Source organism: Lewinella sp. IMCC34191, assembly GCF_003390935.1.
Taxonomy (GTDB): Bacteria; Bacteroidota; Bacteroidia; order Chitinophagales; family Saprospiraceae; genus Neolewinella.
In genome coordinates this window covers 319,419-337,936 of sequence record NZ_QNQZ01000001.1, presented here as the reverse complement: position 1 = coordinate 337,936, position 18,518 = coordinate 319,419, and the positions used below count along the sequence as shown (strand labels likewise).

The 18,518-nt window shown below is 59.5% G+C and carries 14 protein-coding genes; 12 read left to right on the top strand and 2 right to left on the bottom strand.

Annotated elements, in window-relative coordinates; genetic code table 11:
• Positions 1–63: 63 nt before the first annotated feature.
• The 12 genes from DRW39_RS01385 (at position 64) to sucC (ending at position 14,024) form a co-directional block, all read left to right on the top strand.
• Positions 64–1,365: an LVIVD repeat-containing protein gene (locus DRW39_RS01385; RefSeq protein WP_116105200.1), complete on the top strand. Its 1,302-nt coding sequence runs from the start codon at positions 64–66 to the stop codon at positions 1,363–1,365.
• 88 nt (positions 1,366–1,453) lie between these two features.
• Complete coding sequence (locus DRW39_RS01380; RefSeq protein ID WP_157975853.1) at positions 1,454–2,263, top strand: hypothetical protein; 810 nt, start codon at positions 1,454–1,456, stop codon at positions 2,261–2,263.
• 4 nt (positions 2,264–2,267) lie between these two features.
• A complete protein-coding gene (locus tag DRW39_RS01375) occupies positions 2,268–2,822 on the top strand; it encodes an RNA polymerase sigma factor (RefSeq protein ID WP_116105198.1) in 555 nt (184 codons plus the stop codon).
• A complete protein-coding gene (locus DRW39_RS01370) occupies positions 2,812–4,074 on the top strand; it encodes a hypothetical protein (RefSeq protein WP_116105197.1) in 1,263 nt (420 codons plus the stop codon). The genes DRW39_RS01375 and DRW39_RS01370 overlap by 11 nt, the downstream gene beginning before the upstream one ends.
• A gap of 41 nt (positions 4,075–4,115) precedes the next feature.
• Positions 4,116–4,517 carry a hypothetical protein gene (locus tag DRW39_RS01365; RefSeq protein ID WP_116105196.1) on the top strand — a complete coding sequence of 134 codons (402 nt, stop codon included), beginning with the start codon at positions 4,116–4,118 and terminating at the stop codon, positions 4,515–4,517.
• On the top strand, positions 4,514–5,047 hold the full coding sequence (locus tag DRW39_RS01360) for an acyl-CoA thioesterase (RefSeq protein ID WP_116105195.1): 534 nt from the start codon (positions 4,514–4,516) through the stop codon (positions 5,045–5,047). Before DRW39_RS01365 ends, DRW39_RS01360 begins: the two co-directional genes overlap by 4 nt.
• Positions 5,044–5,814, top strand: coding sequence for an exodeoxyribonuclease III (locus DRW39_RS01355; protein ID WP_116105194.1), 771 nt, complete (start codon positions 5,044–5,046; stop codon positions 5,812–5,814). The genes DRW39_RS01360 and DRW39_RS01355 overlap by 4 nt, the downstream gene beginning before the upstream one ends.
• 4 nt (positions 5,815–5,818) lie before the next feature.
• Positions 5,819–6,943, top strand: a complete 1,125-nt coding sequence (locus tag DRW39_RS01350; protein WP_116105193.1) for a cysteine desulfurase family protein — start codon at positions 5,819–5,821, stop codon at positions 6,941–6,943.
• 21 nt (positions 6,944–6,964) lie between these two features.
• Complete coding sequence (gatB, locus tag DRW39_RS01345; protein ID WP_116105192.1) at positions 6,965–8,395, top strand: Asp-tRNA(Asn)/Glu-tRNA(Gln) amidotransferase subunit GatB; 1,431 nt, start codon at positions 6,965–6,967, stop codon at positions 8,393–8,395.
• Between the two features lie 223 nt (positions 8,396–8,618).
• A complete protein-coding gene (locus DRW39_RS01340; RefSeq protein ID WP_116105191.1) occupies positions 8,619–10,160 on the top strand; it encodes a cryptochrome/photolyase family protein in 1,542 nt (513 codons plus the stop codon).
• Between the two features lie 300 nt (positions 10,161–10,460).
• On the top strand, positions 10,461–12,725 hold the full coding sequence (locus DRW39_RS01335; RefSeq protein ID WP_116105190.1) for a hypothetical protein: 2,265 nt from the start codon (positions 10,461–10,463) through the stop codon (positions 12,723–12,725).
• A 96-nt stretch (positions 12,726–12,821) separates the two neighbouring features.
• Entirely contained in the window at positions 12,822–14,024 is a 1,203-nt protein-coding gene (gene sucC / locus DRW39_RS01330) for an ADP-forming succinate--CoA ligase subunit beta (protein WP_116105189.1), read from the top strand.
• 61 nt (positions 14,025–14,085) lie between these two features.
• Here the strand turns inward: sucC and DRW39_RS01325 are convergent, their stop codons facing one another.
• Positions 14,086–14,766, bottom strand: a complete 681-nt coding sequence (locus DRW39_RS01325) for a hypothetical protein (protein ID WP_157975852.1) — start codon at positions 14,764–14,766, stop codon at positions 14,086–14,088.
• A 105-nt stretch (positions 14,767–14,871) separates the two neighbouring features.
• On the bottom strand, positions 14,872–18,375 hold the full coding sequence (locus DRW39_RS01320; RefSeq protein WP_116105187.1) for a pyruvate carboxylase: 3,504 nt from the start codon (positions 18,373–18,375) through the stop codon (positions 14,872–14,874).
• Between the last annotated feature and the right edge of the window lie 143 nt (positions 18,376–18,518).

The window sequence follows — 18,518 nt, the reverse complement described above, 5'->3', positions numbered from 1 at the left end:
TTTTAGCTGATCCACCAACGTCGTGCCCCCGGCCTTACGTCTGCCAGGGAAAGTACCTCATCCATGATTCAACGACTGCCCGTTCTCCTGCTCCTGGTCCTGCTGTTCAGCGGCTGTCTGGAGGAGGAATGCAACGAAACCATCACCTACATCGGTTACGAGCCCATCGTCCTGGCGGAATCGGAGTGGCGCAATAACTCCTTTCCCGAGCTAGCGTCGGAAAGCGTATGTAATCCCGGCGCCTTTTACGTTTATGGGGACCTACTATTTATCCTCGACCAGGGGGAAGGACTACACATTCTAAACAACGCCGATAATGCCAATCCCCGGCCGCTGAAGTTTATCCCCATCAAGGGCGGTTACGGACTAGCGGTACGCAACGGCATCCTCTACGTCAATCAGTACATCGACATGCTGGCTTTCGACCTCAGCGACCCGTCCAGCCCGGAATTCCTCAGCCGTACGGAGGACGTGCTGGTGAGTAATGAAATGTACGGTTTTAGTACGCCCGTCGACGGCAGCGTGATTATCGGGCTATCGGAAACGAAGCAGACCATCGAGTTGGATTGTAGCTCCCCGCGCAGCGGCCAAGGAGTTTGGTTGGAAAATAATATGCTCTTCTTTGCCGTAAATAATTCCGGCCAAGCGGATTTTGCGGCCCTGGAGTCCGGTGGAGCACCCGGTACGGTCGGCACCGGCGGCAGCCTGGCCCGCTTTACCATCAATCAGGGAAACCTGTACGTGGTCAGTGATTATGACCTGCGGACCTTTTCGCTGGCCGACGCCACCAAGCCGACGCTGGTGAGCACGACCCAGCTCAACTGGGGCATAGAGACGATTTTCCCCTACGAGGACATGTTGTACGTGGGTTCACAAACCGGTATGCTCATCTTCGGACTGGATGACCCCACCGCCCCCGAACACCTTTCCACCCTGGAGCACGCGCGGCTTTGCGATCCCGTCGTGGTGCAGAACGACATTGCGTACGTCACCATGTGGGGCGGCTCGGAGTGCGGCGCGCAGGCCGATCAACTCGTCGTGGTCGATGTATCCGATCCGCGGGCACCCAGGGAAGTACAGACCGTACCGATGCCCAATAGTCACGGACTTGGCGTGGACGGGGACAAGCTGTTCCTGTGTGCCGGCTGGGAAGGACTCAAAGTCTTCGAGCTAGATGAAAACGGTCGCCTCGGCAACCAGCAGTACGTGGCCGGCGACTTCAATGCCAAAGACGTTATCGTGCTGCCCGCCAAGCGGGAACTGATCGTCCTGGGCTGGGAGCAGAGCGGCATCCGGCAATACGACTACTCCCCCACCGGCGAGCCGCAGTACGCCGGCTCCATCAACGTCTGCGAAACCGAATAAAGCAGTTCAGATGCTAACGCAGTCCTTCCCCAGCCCGGATCCGACGTAACCCGATGCGCTGTAACTTTCAGCTATGAACCCCGACACCATGCGCTTAATCCTACTGATCTGCTTCATTTGCCTCACCGAATGGTGCGTGGCGCAGACGATTGCCGAACGGAGAACGGTGGACCTGGTCGAGGTCCGGGGCGACATGGACCGCAGGGGGACGCTAATCGGTTACGCGTACGGCAAAAGCGTGACGATCGTCACCTCCACCGGGGAGGTCATCACCTTTCCCTGGAATAAAGTCCGCCGGGTCACCTTCGAGGGCGAAAGCGCCTCACCAATCGAATCCGAAGACTGGTGGATCACGGCCGACACCCTCCAGGTACTACCCGGCCGGAGGTTCCGGCATCAATTGCTTTTCACGACCGGGTTTTCACAGGAGGACCAGCAATCTTTTAACGGCTTCGATCTGGGTCCCTCCTTGCCCATTTACGGGCCGGGCGTCAGTTATCATTTCCTTTACTCGACGGATAATTTTTCGCTGGGACCGGGGGCCGGCTTCGAAGTGATGAACGTCGGCCGCGGGGAACGCCTGGTTTCCCTTACCGGCCTGGCCGAATATCGCTTGGGGCGGGGCCGTGTCAGGCCTTTCGGTCGTTTTCAGGCCGGGGTGAACCTACCGATCGGCAATGACCGGCTGGACATGGACAGCCGCTCGGTCGGGGCAACCTACCACCCGTCGGTCGGGCTGCTTTTCGGTCCACCCTTCGGCCGCTGGATGGACCTGAGCTTCGATATCGGATATCGATTTTCCACCGTTCACTTTACCGCACTTACGCCAAACCTGGAAGTGGTCGACCGCGAGATCGATTACCGACGCTTCACGTTCGGCTTAGGGGCCAGATTCTGACGGCTTGACTGATTACACCAACGAACGCGATTTAGTCGAGGCCTGCCTAAAGCAGGACCGACGGGCGCAGGAAGCCTTCTACCGCCGGTTCGGTCCGCCGGCGCTGTCGGTATGCCGCCGCTACTCTCCGGGCCGCGACGAAGCAATGGAACTGCTGAACGAGGGTATGATGAAGGTCTTCGAAAAGCTGGACCAGTTCCGTTGGGAAGGTAGCCTCGAAGGTTGGGTAAAGCGCCTCGTCTTTCATTCCACCATCGACCACTTCCGGAGGAACCGGCGCAAACCCACGCTGGAGATCGCCAACTGGGACCAACCGACGGAGGATACCGTCACCCACCGCCTGTACGCGGAAGACCTCTGCAAACTCATCGAGCTCCTGCCCGCCACGAGCCAGGAAGTCTTCTGGCTCTTTGCCGTGGAAGGCTACAGCCACGCCGAAATCGGTGAGAAATTAAACTTCACCGAGGGCAACAGCCGCTGGCACCTCAATAAGGCCCGCCAGATGCTGCGCGAGCAACTCAATAAAGAACCCCACAAATTCAACCGTTATGCCGGATAACAATACCCCCTGGTCACCGGACGAAGATTTCTGGAACGATGCGTGGGCGGACATGGAAAAACGCCTCCACCGCAAGCGGCGGCGGCCCGTAATCTTCCCCTGGTTGCTCGGACTTGCCCTACTCTTGGGCGGCGGAGCGCTGGTATGGAGCTCCTTCGGGCAGAGGGTTACTCGCCAATCATCCGTGACCGAACAAGAAGTAGCAGCCACGGCGCCGACTATCCCGCCTGAGGAAACCGCCTATACCACGGCGGAACGGCCGAGCCAAACGGCAGACACGCCCTCCGGCACCCGAACGACGGATATAGCACGGCAGGATCAGCCCGCCGGATCGCCGAGAATGCCGGCAACCGCGCGGACCGGGAATCAGGAAAGAGAAGGGCTTACCGGCGTAGAAGAAGGTGTATATCCTGCGCCCCCGCCGCCAACCGATGAATCCGCGCCGCAGGCGGTCGCCGCGGCCAGTCCGACCGTGCCGATGGCTGCCTTCGTCATTACCGGGCCCGGGATCGAGCTGCCGGATCTGCGCCCCTTGGCGACGGAAGAGAAGGAAATCACTCCCGTGACAGCGCCCGGCCGCTACGCGATGGCGGCGGGGGCGACCGGCTACGTCAACAGCTTCAAGCCCGGCGGATTCGTACAATTTGGCCGGCGATTCGGTGGAGGACGCTGGTTCGTGCCAGTGGCCCTGCGGTACGATTATTCCCGAAGATCGGTGTCGGTGGGGACGAACGAAGACGTGGCCGATGCGGTCAGTTTCGCCCCTTACCCCTTGAACGCGAGTTATTATAATAGTTTCTCGGGTGCCCTCAACTCCCGGCTGAGTGAGGGCAACGCGGGCGTCGTGGAAATGCATGCGCTTACATTACGTACCGGGCTGGGCCGGCGCCTCGGTTCGCGCTTTACGGTCTCCGCGGGTGCGGGGGCAAGCTACCTGTTCGCGGGGAGCGGTCCCGTGGTGGCTGACCTAAGCAGTAATAATTACTTTGCCTTTCGCGTGGAAGAGCGCCGGCGAAGTTTCGGGGCCGCGAACGCTGACTACGCCGTTTCCCCTAATGCCGGTGCCCAGGCGCCCTTAACCTCCAACATTAATCGACTACTTATAAGTACATGGTTAAGTGCTGATTACCGCCTGACAAGTCACTTCGGAATAACGCTGGGCTTTACCCGGTCCCTCACGCCGTTTTACAGAACGGATGCTCTGCAGCTGGAGTCTTCCCGGATTGCACTGGGGGTACGGTACGGCTTTTAGGCGATCAAAGCGTACCTTTGCGGCCCAATTGCGCATCGCTTATGAAAGAAGACATCGCAACGCCCGAAGTGACCGACGTCAGCGTAGCCGTTGTTCCCCGCCAGGATGCCGGTGAGGAACTGTGGGACATCTACCTGATCAATGAGGGAAACGAGGCGCTCGAGAACGTGCTGATCACCAGCCAGGGATACGGCAGCATCGATGGGGTCGACAAGACGACGACCGTCCTACGGCATTTCCACCAGACCCTGCCCCCCGGCGAGGCCGCCAAGATCGAGCCGATCCAACCCGCCCTGTTCGGGATCAACAACGAGTACTGGGTCAGCTTCAACCGCGGCGAGCACATGCTCGACAAGCGCTATCTCTTCAAGGCGGGGACCATCAGCGAGGATGCCCTCCGCACCCTGCCCGTCCTCGATCGCCCCGGAGTCAGCATGTCATGAGCACCCGCCCCGCCCCGAAGCGTGTAGCGGAGAGCTTCACGACCATGTCGGAGCTCGTCATGCCCAACGACACCAACCCCCAGGATAACCTGATGGGCGGCAATATGCTGCGGTGGATGGACATCTGCTGCGCGATCTGCGCCGGTAAGCACTGCGCCCGCCCCGTGGTGACGGCAAGTGTCGACAACGTCGCTTTCAACAGCGCCATCAAGAACGGCGAAGTCATTACGCTGGAGGCCAGCGTGACCCGTGCCTTCAATACCAGTATCGAGGTCTTCGTCGAGGTATTCGCGGCCACGATGCAGGGTACCCACCCGCGGCGGACGCACCACGCCTACTTCACCTTCGTTGCCCTGGATAAGGACAACGGTTCGCCGGTCCTCGTGCCGGAACTGACGCCGCTTACCGAGATAGAGCAGCAGCGCTACGAAGCGGCCCTGCGGCGGCGGGAATTGCGACTGGTGCTGGCCGGGAGAATGCAGCCCCAGGATGCCGCCCACCTTCAGGAACTCTTTAAAACCAACGTATGAATATCGTCACCTACAACGTCAACGGCATCCGCGCCGCCCTGCGTAAGGGGCTGGCGGAATGGGCCGGCGAACAGGACATCGATATTCTGTGTCTCCAGGAAACCAAGGCCTCCCCGGAACAGGTCGAGATGGAGGATCTGGAACGCGCCGGCTTCACGCACGCGGCCTGGCACAGCGCGACCAGCAAGAAAGGCTATTCCGGCGTGTTGACGCTGAGCAAGCAGGCACCCGATGCCGTCATCGAGGGCTGCGCGCTGGACGTGTACGACTGTGAGGGACGGGTCATTCGGACCGACCACGGCGACCTGACTATCCTCAACTGTTACTTTCCCAACGGCGGACAAGGCGATCACCGTCAGGAATATAAGTACCGCTTCCTGGATGATTTTCTGGACTTCACGAAGGAACTACAGAAAGAACGCCCCAACTTGCTGGTCGTAGGCGACTACAACATCGCCCACACGGAAATAGACCTCCACGCCCCGAAGCGCAACGAGACCAATACCGGCTTCCTTCCGGAGGAGCGGGCCTGGATGACGAAGTGGTTCACCGAAACGGATACCGTAGACGCCTTCCGCCACCTGCACCCTGAAAAGGTGGAATACAGCTGGTGGAGCTACCGGGCCAACGCGCGGGGAAATAATAAGGGCTGGCGGATCGATTACCACAGCTATCCCCGCGAACTTGCCGACCGCATCCGTCGGGTCGAGCACCTGAGCGACGCGATGCATTCCGATCACTGCCCGATCCTGATCGAGCTAGCCTAATCATATGGAACGGATCTTTCTAGACAATGCCGCTACCACTCCGCTGGATGCCACCGTCCTGGAAGCGATGACTGAGGTCATGCGCAACGACTTCGGTAATCCCTCCAGCATCCACGCCGAGGGCCGCAAGGCGCGTAGCCTGATCGAGGCTGCCCGCAAGACCGTCGCCAACGTCCTCAACTGCAGCATCGGGGAGGTCTTTTTCACCTCCGGCGGTACGGAGGCCAACAACATGGCCCTGAAGAACTCCGTGCGGGACCTCGGCGTCACCCGGGTTATCTCTTCCCCCCTGGAGCACCACTGCGTCCTGCACAGTCTGGATGCGATCCGCTTGACGGGAACCGCCAAGGTGGAGATGGTCGCTATCGATGTTTTGGGCCACGTCGACCTGGAGGATCTGCGCCGGCTGCTGGCCGCGAGCGACGAGAAAACGCTCGTCAGCCTGATGCATTCCAATAACGAGATCGGCAACCTGCTTCCGTTGCAGGAGGTCGCGGACATCTGCGCCGAATACGACGCCCTCTTCCACTGCGACACGGTGCAAACCATGGGCTACTTCCCGATCGACCTGGAACAAACACGGATCAGCTTTCTCTCCGGGTCGGCCCATAAGTTTTATGGTCCGAAGGGAATTGGATTCGTATACATCAACAGCGACAATATCATCAAGCCCTACCTGGACGGCGGAGCGCAGGAAAGAAATATGCGCGGCGGTACGGAAAACCTCTACGGCATCGTAGGTCTGGCCCGGGCGCTCGAACTGGCGGTGCGGGAACGCGACGCGCGCCGGGCGAAGATGGAGGACGTCCGTGGCTACCTCATCGAACGCCTGCGAGCCACCTATCCGGAGGTTCGCTTCAATGGCGATCCCGATCGTAGCCACTATAAAGTGCTGTCTGCCAGCTTCCCGGAGTCGCCGAAGGGCGATCTGCTGCTGATGAACCTGGACATGGCGGGCATTTCCGCCAGTGGCGGATCGGCCTGTTCCAGTGGCATCGATGTGGGTAGCCACGTCGTCGGCCACCTGCACCCCGATTCGAAGCGGCATACGATCCGCTTCAGTTTTAGCCATCACAACACGCGTGAGCAGGTAGATTACGTAGTGGAGCGTTTGGGGGGCATGCTATAGGACCGACGTATCTTGCCGCCCATGACCAGCAGCTACGAAACCGTCATCGGCCTGGAGACCCACGTCCAACTGGCCACCGAATCGAAAGCCTTCTGCGCCGACCGCAACGCCTTCGGTGCCGAACCCAACCACCACATCAGCCAAATCAGCCTGGGGTACCCCGGCACCCTGCCCCGCCTCAACGAGCGACAGGTGGCCTTCGCCGTGAAGCTGGGCCTGGCCCTCGGCTGCCGCATCAACCGGCGGAGCACCTTCGACCGGAAGAACTACTTCTACGCCGATCTGCCGAAGGGTTACCAGATTACGCAGGATGAGAATCCCATCTGCATCGGGGGAAGCCTGCCCATCCGCATCAACGGGGAATCACGCTCGGTACGCCTGCACCACATTCACATGGAGGAAGATGCCGGTAAGTCCGTGCACGCCGCGGGTGAGCCCTATAGTCAGGTCGATCTGAACCGGGCGGGAACGCCGCTCCTGGAGATCGTCACCGAGCCGGACCTGCGCTCCGCCGAAGAGGTAGACGCCTTCATGAGCGGCATGCGGCAACTGGTCCGCTGGTTGGAGATCAGCGACGGGAACATGGAAGAGGGAAGTCTGCGCTGTGATGTCAACATCAGCGTCCGTCCCGAAGGTGCTACCGAATACGGTACCCGCTGCGAGATCAAGAATATGAACTCCATGCGCTACGCCCGCCGCGCCATCGCCTACGAGGTCGACCGACAGATCGAATTGCTGGGGCGCGGCGAGGCCGTCGTGCAGCAAACCCGTCAGTTCGACCCCCAGTCGGGCACGACCTCGCCCCTGCGCGATAAGGAGAACGCCCACGACTACCGGTACTTCCCCGATCCGGACCTGCCGCCCGTCATCCTGTCCGAGGAATACATAACCGAGATAGAAAAGGGTTTGGGTGCCCTACCCTGGCAGGCGTACGACCGGCTCACCGCCTTCGGGATCGATACCGACGATGCGGCCCTGCTGAGCGAAGATCGCGGGCGTTATAAACAGTTTCTGGAATATGCCGAGGCATCCGATTCCGTTCCCGAGCTCGCTAAACTTTGGGTAAACCGCGTCCTGCCCCATCTCAACGGTGGCGGCGATCCGGGTTTGCGCCCGGAACAGTTCAACGAGCTGCTGGACCTGATCCGGGCGGGAGACGTCAGCGCGGCCAATGCCGCCAGCCGGTTGCTACCCGAATTGCTGGAAAAGCCCGGCGATCCCCGCGAATGCGCCGAACGGATGGGGCTCATCCAGAATACGGATACCGACTTCCTGGAGGGCATCACCCGCGAGGTGGTAGCCGCGAACCCCGGCAAAGTGACCGCCTACCGCAAGGGCAAGAAAGGTCTCATCGGCTTCTTTATGGGAGAGGTCATGAAGCGCAGCCAGGGCAGCGCCGAACCCAAGGAAACGCAGGCCATGCTGCGTAAACTGCTCGAACAGGAAAGCTGATGGCCACGGACCGGGTATTCATTTAGCACAACGGGCTATAATGAGGATGGCGTAAGCGAGACAATTGGCTCGCCTCCTTTTCGTAGGGTTCTCCGGTAGCTACCGTACCTATACCGTCAGCTAAAGACGGGAAAACCGCGATGTGACCGAGCAGTGAATTGGACCTGTTGTTCAACAAAAGCGGCACCCTGCTATTCCAAGCAGTACGAGCAAGCCACCTTATATGAAAGCCAAACGCGTTCGCCTCATTCTGGGCGACCAACTCAACGAGAAGCACTCCTGGTTCTCCGAAACCGACGAGGATACCCTGTACTGCCTCTATGAAACCCACTCCGAGGCAACTTACTGCGAGCACCACATCCAAAAGATCACCGGCTTCTTTCTGGCTATGCGGGCCTTCGCCGACCGGTTGCGGGACCTCGGTCACCGGGTGCACTACCGAACCCTTGATGATACGAGTGCCGATAGCCTAACCTCGATCACCGAATGCCTGCAACAAACCCTGGAAGAAACCGGCGCCGAATCATTCGAATACCAACTACCCGATGAATGGCGGTTAGACCAGAAACTAAGATCATTTTCGGAAAAAGCTGGAGGAGTAAGTGCGGATACGGAGCATTTCATGTCCGCCCGAAATGACGTGGAGGAGCTGTTCAAGGGGAAGAAGGCCTACCTGATGGAGACCTTCTACCGGGAGATGCGACAGCGCCACGGCGTCCTGATGGATGCCAACGGTGAACCCGTCACCGGCCAGTGGAACTACGACGAAGACAACCGCGGTAGCCTGCCGAAGGAGATCACCTTTCCCGAAGCGACCATATTCGAGCGCGATGCCACCGACATCGTGGAGATGATCCGGTCACACGACATCCCCACCATGGGGCGCATGGCCGACAACCGCTTTACCTATCCGGTGACCCGCGAGGAATGCCTGGAAGCCCTTGAGGATTTCTGCGCTAACCGCTTACAACACTTTGGCACCTATCAGGATGCGATGACCGAGGCGGACCCCCTACTCTACCACGCCAATCTGAGCTTTGCCATGAATACCAAGATGCTTTCCCCCCGGGAGGTGATCGATGCGGCGGTGGAAGCGTGGAAAAAGGACGGCGAGACCATCTCCTTCAATCAGGTGGAAGGCTTCGTCCGCCAGATCATCGGCTGGCGAGAGTACATGCGTGGCGTCTACTGGGCCCAGATGCCGGAGTTTGAGACCGTCAATAGCCTGGAGCACGACCGCGCCCTGCCCAGCTGGTACTGGACCGGCGACACGAAGATGAACTGCCTCAGCCACGCCATCAACCAAAGCCTCGACCGCGCCTACGCCCACCACATCCAGCGGCTCATGATCACCGGCAATTTCGCCCTCATCTACGGTGCCCACCCCGACGACGTGGACGCCTGGTACCTGGGCGTTTACATCGATGCCATCCAGTGGGTCGAGATCACGAATACCCGCGGCATGAGCCAGCGAGCGGATGGCGGACTCATCGCCACCAAACCCTACTGTAGCAGCGCCAACTACATCAATAAGATGAGCGACTACTGCAAAAACTGCCACTACCAGCACACCAAGCGCACCGGCGAACGCAGCTGCCCTTTCAACAGCCTCTACTGGGACTTCCTCGACCGGCACCGCGAACGCTTCCAGAACAACTACCGCATGGGCTTCATGTACAAAACCTGGGAACGGAAAGGCTCCGAAAAGCAGGCGGAGATCCTGGAGCGGGCCGCCTGGGTCAAGGACCACGTCGAGGAGCTCTAGTTATTTGCGGCGGAGCGCAGGTAAAAACCAGATCACCAAGGGGAAAGCCAGCCGTACGTACGAAAAGTTCAACGGGACTTGTCATCAATTCAAATCCCCTAGCAAAACCGTCCGATACCCGGCTTCGTCGATTACCTACGGGGCAAGCGCCGGCCCGAAGAGATGCACCATTACTCGTCGGTTCAGGTTACTAAAATAGTATTATCATTGAAGCCCTTTGCCAAATAAAGAATCTGCGCGCTTGATGCTTGCTCCCGTGCGCAGCTTACCTTTATCGCCTATTTCCCCCACCGCCCCTACATGTTCGCTCGCCTCCGCCGTGCCGTTTATCTGCTTCTCTGTCTGGCCATTGCGACGGCCGTCTTCACCTTTTACTACGATCGCTACCTCTGGGAACCGAATAGCGTGACGCCCACCTTCGGTGGTGACGGCCTTACGATCCACTACAACATGCAGTACCATGCTACCTACGGCGAGGGTACTGAACTTACGAACCAGTACTACCCCTACGTAGAAAGCATCTTCCTGACGGACGCGCAGGCGGTAGTTACGGTGGCGCTGGCTGCCCTGCGGCCGCTGGTACCAGATATCGGGAGTTACGCCGTCGGGGTGTCGAATTCCCTTATCCACTGGAGTAATGTGCTATCGGTATTGATCCTCTTTTTGATCCTGCGTCACCTGCGGCTACCCGTCGCGGCGGCAATACTCTTCGGTATCCTGATCGCGATGATGTCCCCCCAGATCGCTCGCCAGCTCGGGGGGCAATACTCGCTCGGCTATACTTTTCTGATCCCCCTCATAATCTATTATCAGCTGGTGGCCAGCAACCGGCGGCGATACTGGCCGGCCTCGCTGGGCGTAGGCCTGGTCATCGTGTTGCTAGGTCTTAACAATCCCTACCTCTTTGCGATCGGGGCTGCCTTCATGCTGGTCGTTGCGGCTGCCGCTTCGATCGTGCGCCTGACCGGCCACGAGGCCTACTCCTGGAACGCTACTCGGCAATGGGTCCTGGTAACCCTGGGTAGCGCCGTCGTGATCTACGCCGTCATTAACTACCTGGACCACGTAGACGACCGGGTCATGATTCCCCACGGGTACTTCACGAACGTGACTACTTGGGGCGGCTTACTGACTTCGCCCGGGCTGTTTACGTACGGGCCCATGCGTGACCTGTTCCCGAAGTTATCCGCGCCCGGTGGAGAACAGGCCGCCTACCTCGGCCTGATTCCGATCCTTTTCGCCGTTGCCCTTCCGGCATTATTGTTTTGGATGCTCCGGCGCGGCGGGCTGTTTACCCGGCTGGACCGTCGATTGGCTGTTCTGGTGCTGGGAGCGGCAGGCGTGCTAATCTACGCCTTCGGCCTGCCCTTCAGCTACTTCCCGGACTGGACCTACGACAATCTCAAATTGGTCCTGCAATTCCGCTCCCCCGCCCGGTTCACCTGGCCGGCTTATTACACGCTGTCGATCGTCACCGCATACGGCTTGTATCGTCTGGCGCGTAGGATACCAAAGCGCCCGCTGGGTGCCGCGCTACTCGTAGTCGCCCTCGGCGTCTGGGCCGTAGAAGCCAATCAGTTCACCTACGTCCGACTGTACGACCACGTCCACCACAATGCCTTCAGTCCGCATGACCTGGCCGGCTCCCGCACCCTGGCCGAGTCGCTCGCGCTGGATACGGCAACCTACTCCAGTCTGTATTTACTGCCCAGCGAGCAGGGCTGGTCCGACAAGCTATTCCGGAACGGTAAGTGGCGGAGCAACTACGACGGGTATAAACTATCCCTCGTCACGGGCATCCCGCTCCTCAATGGTAAGCTCACCCGCATTTCCGTCCAACAGACCCTGGCCAGCCTGCAGCTGATCTCCGACCCGCTGGTGGACCGGGAATTACTGGATCAACTTCCGGATGACCGTGCCATTCTGCTCCTTACCGATCGCAATAACCCACTGCTCGCCGGCGAGGAAGGCTTACGCCAGAACGGGACCCTACTCTACCAAAACCAGTATATCGAACTGCGGAGCCTCTATCCGAACGACATCCGCCAACGGACGGACAGCGTACAAGCCGCACTGCTGGAGGGAGAATTGGCTAGGCCCGAAACCTACGTTCACGTACCGATGGAGACGTCGGACGATTTTGCCTTCGTCGGGAATGGCAGTCAAAGGGCTACCCCGCAGTGGGAGATCCTGGCGGAAATTCCTTTGGACACGACCCTGCGTTCGGACACGCTCGAGCTGAGTTTATGGAATTACGTCGACCGACGCTACTTCGGCGGACCGATCTTCTACGTCAACTTTATGAACGACGAGGACGAGTGGATCAGCGAGCAGCGCCGTTGGATCAACGACAGCCCGAATACCCAAAATGGCTGGTTGCGGGCCGACTTCACCTTCCGGGCACCGCCGGGTACGACCTGGCTTCGCGTCATCGGGGAGTATGCTTTCCCCTATTACGTCGATGAATTATTGCTGCGGAGGTGGGATACTCCGGTGCTTTTGGACACCAATGGGGTACGGCGTCTCAATAATTACGTGATTGATACTCGTCCTGGCGAGGACTAATTGTCCGGGGCAGCTTTCTTCCTGCGCTCCGCCGCCCAATGTCCCCGCCCTCCAGCAACTTTTTCCTACCTTCACGACCCAGCAAAATATAGCAAAATGAACCTCCACGAATATCAGGGCAAGTCCATCCTCAGCAAGCACGGCGTACCCATCCAGAACGGCTACGCGGCCGACACGGTGGACGAGGCCATGACCAAATACGACCAGCTCGCCAAGGAAACCGGCAGCCCATTCGCCGTAGTCAAAGCCCAGATCCACGCCGGTGGACGCGGTAAGGGCGGCGGCGTCAAGCTGGCCAAGAATCGCGACGAAGCCAAGGAGCACATCAGCAATATCCTGGGCATGCAGCTCAAGACGCCGCAGACCCCCGGCGGTATGGAAGGCGAAGGAAAGAAGGTGAATAAGATCCTCGTAGCCGAAGACGCTTACGCCCCCGACTTCGACGCCAACAAGGAATACTACGTGTCCATCCTGATGGACCGCGAGCGCAAGCAAAACGTGATCATTCACTCCACGCAGGGTGGTATGGACATCGAGCAGGTCGCCGAGGAAACCCCCGAACTGGTACATAAGACCTACATCGACCCGGAACTGGGCATGCAGGGATTCAGCGCCCGCGAAGTGGCCTTTAACCTCGGACTGGAAGGCCTGGCCTTCAAGAACATGACCAAGTTCATCAGCAAGCTGTACCAGGCCTACGTGAGCGCCGACGCCAGCCTGATCGAGATCAACCCCTGTCTGCACACCGGCGACGACCGGATCGTAGCCGTGGACTGCAAATTCGCCGTCGACGACAATGCCCTCTACCGGCACAAGGACATCGCCGAGATGCGCGACGAGACCGAGGAGGACGCCACCGAAGTCGAAGCCAAGAGCTACGGCCTCAATTTCGTCAACCTGGACGGTAACGTAGGCTGTATGGTTAACGGTGCCGGACTGGCCATGGCTACCATGGACATCATCAAGCTTTCCGGCGGTGAGCCCGCTAACTTCCTCGACGTAGGGGGTACGGCCGACGCCGCCCGCGTAGAGCAGGCTTTCCGCATTATCCTGCGCGACGACCGCGTACAGGCTATCCTGATCAACATCTTCGGGGGTATCGTGCGCTGTGACCGCGTCGCCCAGGGAGTAGTAGACGCCTACAAGAACATCGGCGACATCAACGTGCCGATCATCGTCCGCCTTCAGGGCACCAACGCCGACATCGCCAAGGAATTGATCGACAACTCCGGGCTGAACGTGCGTTCGGCGATTTCGCTGGAGGATGCGGCTAATGAGGTGAAGACGGTACTGTCGTAATCGTCTCCCGTTCCTCGATTAAGACCGAAGGGGTCGTCGCCGGCCGGCGGCGACCCCTTTTCTATTCCGTAGCGGAACTGTCCGCCGGGTTTCGCAGCGGTACGGTAATCTCCCGGACGGTGAGGCCCAGCCCCTGAACGGAGCTGCTGTCGCTGGACAATAGCCGTTCGCCCAGGAGCGTGTCCGGCAGACCACCGCCCACGATGCGCTCGGGGGCGTAGGTCAGACGTACCTGAATATCTTTCAGCACACCGCCGTTCCAATCGGTGATCGTGCCACCTCGATCCCAACCGAAACCGGTAAAGGAGAACGGCTCGCCGTTCATTTCCCTGAGTTCGTGGAGTTCGGTCCCGACCGACAACCCAGTCGCGGCGTGGTGCCAGCGGGTGCGTGGATGGCGGAAGCTGACGCTATTGGGTTGCTTGTCTTCCCCCAGCTGTATCGCTAATTCATCGTAGGTGCCGGGAAAGAGTACATAGCCCGGGACGGCCTCGTCCCCGTCGAGGCGGTCACGGCTTTCCAGGGCATCGCTCCCGTAGAGGTTTTCGATCCGGGCCACGGCCATGTCCGGCACGATCAAACCTACGTGGTCGTAGGGCAGAAAGGACCGGTCGCTCTCGGGCGGCACTTCCGCCGCCTCGTTCCACCGAAAGCGGAACGGTTTGGAATCGGGAGGATCACCGCTTTCCATGCAGGCAGCCGCTGCCACGGAGAGCAGCAGAAGGGCGGCGGTCTTGATCATTGTGCCAAACATCTAGTACAGAGACGGCCGATCAACTATTTAGTTTAGTGCTCCCGGATAAGCCCCCGGCGGGGAATCAACCCTCGGGCACCGTACCGACGATCATCAACCTACCCGTACGATCAGGTCATTGGCCTCCACCAGTGTCTTCTCCTTCAGCGGAATGAGGGTCACTTCGCCGTCCACCGGACTAGTGATCGTCGATTCCATCTTCATGGCCTCGATCACGAAGAGCGGGTCGCCGGCCTTTACCTCGTCGCCAACCTTGACAAGGATGCGGCTGAGGTTTCCCTGCAGCGGGCTTCCCACCTCGTTGGTTCCCCCGGCTTTGACGTGGGCGGCCACCTTGCTTTCCAGCGAGCGGTCACGCACCGTGATGCTGCGCGTCTGACCGTTCAGGCTGAAGAAGACCAGGCGGTTGCCAAGCTCGTCGGCGTTGGTCATATTGAGGTACTTGACCGCGATCCGCTTCCCGGCGCTCAGGCGTACGAGGATTTCCTCGTTCGGCTTGAGCCCGTAGAAGAAAGCGGTGGTCGGCAGGTTAGCCACCTGCCCGTATTCCTGCTGGAACTCCTTAAAGTCGGCAAAGACCTTCGGGTAGAGTTGCTGGCTGAGTAGATCCTTGATCGTGGGTTCTTCCTCGAAAGTCGTCCGGTACTCCTCGGCCACGGCATCGAAGTCGACCGGTTCGAGGTGGGCATTGGGGCGGTCGGTGTAGGGTTCCTCGCCCTTCAGGACCATTTTCTGGATCTCCTTATCGAAGCCACCCTCGATCTGACCGAGATCGCCGCGCATCAGGCTCTTTACGCTGTCTGGGAAGTCGAGCTTGTGACCGCGTTCCCGGACATCCTCCTCGGTGAGGTTGTTGCTGGTCATGAACATGGCCATGTCGCCGACGACCTTGGAGGACGGTGTCACCTTGACCAGGTTGCCGAACAGTCGGTTGGCGGCGGCGTAGTTCTTGCGGATGGTATCGAACTCCTCTTCCAGTCCGAGCCCTCTCGCCTGCGGCCGCAGGTTGGAGTACTGACCACCGGGGATCTCGGTATCGTAGATCGTGGCGGTTCCGGCGCGCAATTCAGTCTCGAAGGGATAGTAGTAATTCCGGACCAGCTCGAAGTAGTCGGCGTACTGATTGAGCAGGGGCAGATCGACGGGGTTTTCCCGCGGGTGCCCCTCCATCATGGCGACAATGCTATTGTAACCCGGCTGTGAGGTCAGACCGGACAAACTATTGATGGCCACGTCGATAACATCTACATCCGCGTTCACTGCTTCCAGGTAGGTCGCGCTCTGAATGCCGCTGGTATCGTGGGTGTGCAGGTGAATAGGCAGGGAGATCTCTTCGCGAAGGGCGGTAATCAGCTCCCGGGCCGCCAGTGGCTTCAGCAGGCCGGCCATATCCTTGATGGCCAGGATGTGGGCACCGGCGCTTTCGAGCCTTTTGGCCAGGTCGATGTAGTACTGGAGGTTGAACTTGGTGTTGCCGGGATTAGTCAGGTCGCCGGAGTAGCAGATACAGGCTTCGGCCAGACTGTCGGTATTCTCCCGCACGGTCTTAATCGACACCTCCATATTCTTCACCCAGTTGAGCGAATCGAAAATGCGGAAGAGGTCGATGCCCCCCGCAAAGCCCTTTTCCTTTCCGTGGGCGTCGTAGAGCATGGAACCCCGGGCGGCCTCCTCGATGAACCGGACAATCAGGTTATCGGGGTAAGCCTTATACCCCACCCCGTTGCTGCCCCGCAGCAGCATTTGGAAGATCGTATTGGGAATGGCCGTACGCAGCTTACGAAGTCGCCGCCACGGGTCTTCCATCAGGAAGCGCAGCGCTACGTCGAAGGTGGCCCCTCCCCAGACTTCCATACTGAAGAGGTCGCCCGGCTGGTTCATGGCGTAGCTCCGGCTCACGTTGAGCATATCGATCATCCGCATGCGGGTGGCGAGCAGACTCTGGTGGGCGTCGCGGAAGGTGGTATCCGTGTACTGGATCTTTTTCTCGTTGCGCAGCCACTCGACAAACCCATCGCGGCCGAGTTCCTTCAGCCGGTCGCGACTCCCCTTCGGCATCTCCGCATAGGGGTCGAAGGCGGGAACAACGGGGCGGAGAAAGTCCCGGCCAACCTCTTTCTTTTTACCCACGTCGGGATTATCGTTGACGATAACGTCGGCCAGGTAGCGGAGCAGGCGGGTACCGCGGTCGCGGAAATTGGGCAGCTCCATGAGCTCCGGGTGATCCGGTATGAAGCGAACCGTTGCCTTACCCTCCTGAAAGTCCTTATCCTCAAGCAGATTGAGGAGGAAGCCGATATTCGTCTTTACCCCCCGCACCCGGAATTCCCGCAATGCCCGGTGCAGGCGTTCCGCGGCCCCCTTCAGGGTACGTCCGGAGCTGGTCACCTTCACCAACAGGCTATCGAAGTAAGGCGAGATAACCGCTCCGGGGAAGGCGGAACCGGCATCTAGCCGGATGCCCATGCCACTGGCCGAGCGGTAAGCGATCAGGGTACCGTAATCGGGCTTGAAATTATTGGCGGGGTCCTCCGTCGTGACGCGGCACTGCACCGCGAATCCGTTCGCCTGGATATCCTCCTGGCTTTGGATAAAGATCGTCGGGTGGTCCAGCCGGTAGCCCATGGTGACGAGGAACTGCGTCCGAACCAGGTCGATACCGGTGATCTCCTCCGTGATAGTGTGCTCGACCTGGATGCGCGGGTTCACCTCGATGAAGTAGATGGACTCGTCCTGGTCGACCAAAAACTCTACGGTACCGGCACAATAGTAGCCGACGGCCTCGCCCAGCTTCAGGGCGTAGGCGTAGAGCTTGTCTTTGGTTTCCTGCGACAGGTTCGCCGCCGGAGCGACTTCCACCACCTTCTGAAAGCGGCGCTGCACGGAACAGTCGCGCTCGAAGAGGTGGACGAGGTTGCCGTGGCGGTCGCCCAGCAGCTGTACCTCGATGTGGCGAGGGTTCTCGATGAACTTCTCCAGGAAGATCGTACCGTTACCGAAGGCCTTTTCCGCTTCGCTGCTCGCGTCGACGACTTCGGTGCGGAGCTGCTTTTCGTCCCGGACCACGCGCATCCCGCGTCCGCCACCCCCGGCCGCGGCCTTAATGATGACGGGGTAGCCGATGCGCTCGGCCTCCGAGGCGGCGAGCTCCGGGTCGGAGATATCCTTATCGCTGTCCTGGATCAGGGGTACGCCGACCCGACGGGCAAGCTCCTTGGCGGCTACCTTATCGCCGAGTTGGTCCATGCTGTCGGGCGAGGGACCTACGAACTCGATACCGGCTTCGAGACAGGCCCGGGCGAAATCGACGTTCTCGGACAGGAATCCATATCCGGGGTGGATGGCATCGACGCCCTTCTGCTTGGCCAACTGAATAATGGCCTTGATATCAATATAGGGACGCAGCGGCTCGTCGTCCGGACCGATCTGGTAGCTCTCGTCGGCCTTATACCGGTGCAGGCTGTAGCGGTCTTCGTAAGTGTAGATGGCCACCGTGCGCATCTGCAATTCGCTGGCGGCGCGGAGGATGCGAATGGCGATCTCACCACGGTTAGCGACGAGGATTTTCTTAAAGCGTTTTCTTTTGTGGGTGGCCATAGTATAAGGTATGCTGTTTGGGGTGCGGGAAGATAAGCACCGCCGCCACACTTGGAGGGTTGCAGAATTACCCGAATGCCGCCTTTTTTACGGTGGGGGACATTTTAATTAGACGAATTAAAGATAAAGGGCTTTTGACTTGG

What these genes read in the sequence shown, in the direction of transcription:
- DRW39_RS01365 (WP_116105196.1), top strand. Translation starts at nt 4,116, where the DNA reads ATGAAAGAAGACATCGCAACGCCCGAAGTGACCGACGTCAGCGTAGCC.
- DRW39_RS01360 (WP_116105195.1), top strand. Translation starts at nt 4,514, where the DNA reads ATGAGCACCCGCCCCGCCCCGAAGCGTGTAGCGGAGAGCTTCACGACC.
- DRW39_RS01340 (WP_116105191.1), top strand. Translation starts at nt 8,619, where the DNA reads ATGAAAGCCAAACGCGTTCGCCTCATTCTGGGCGACCAACTCAACGAG.
- gatB (WP_116105192.1), top strand. Translation starts at nt 6,965, where the DNA reads ATGACCAGCAGCTACGAAACCGTCATCGGCCTGGAGACCCACGTCCAA.
- DRW39_RS01320 (WP_116105187.1), bottom strand. Translation starts at nt 18,375, where the DNA reads ATGGCCACCCACAAAAGAAAACGCTTTAAGAAAATCCTCGTCGCTAAC.
- DRW39_RS01350 (WP_116105193.1), top strand. Translation starts at nt 5,819, where the DNA reads ATGGAACGGATCTTTCTAGACAATGCCGCTACCACTCCGCTGGATGCC.
- DRW39_RS01355 (WP_116105194.1), top strand. Translation starts at nt 5,044, where the DNA reads ATGAATATCGTCACCTACAACGTCAACGGCATCCGCGCCGCCCTGCGT.
- DRW39_RS01335 (WP_116105190.1), top strand. Translation starts at nt 10,461, where the DNA reads ATGTTCGCTCGCCTCCGCCGTGCCGTTTATCTGCTTCTCTGTCTGGCC.
- DRW39_RS01370 (WP_116105197.1), top strand. Translation starts at nt 2,812, where the DNA reads ATGCCGGATAACAATACCCCCTGGTCACCGGACGAAGATTTCTGGAAC.
- DRW39_RS01385 (WP_116105200.1), top strand. Translation starts at nt 64, where the DNA reads ATGATTCAACGACTGCCCGTTCTCCTGCTCCTGGTCCTGCTGTTCAGC.
- DRW39_RS01325 (WP_157975852.1), bottom strand. Translation starts at nt 14,766, where the DNA reads ATGATCAAGACCGCCGCCCTTCTGCTGCTCTCCGTGGCAGCGGCTGCC.
- sucC (WP_116105189.1), top strand. Translation starts at nt 12,822, where the DNA reads ATGAACCTCCACGAATATCAGGGCAAGTCCATCCTCAGCAAGCACGGC.
- DRW39_RS01380 (WP_157975853.1), top strand. Translation starts at nt 1,454, where the DNA reads ATGCGCTTAATCCTACTGATCTGCTTCATTTGCCTCACCGAATGGTGC.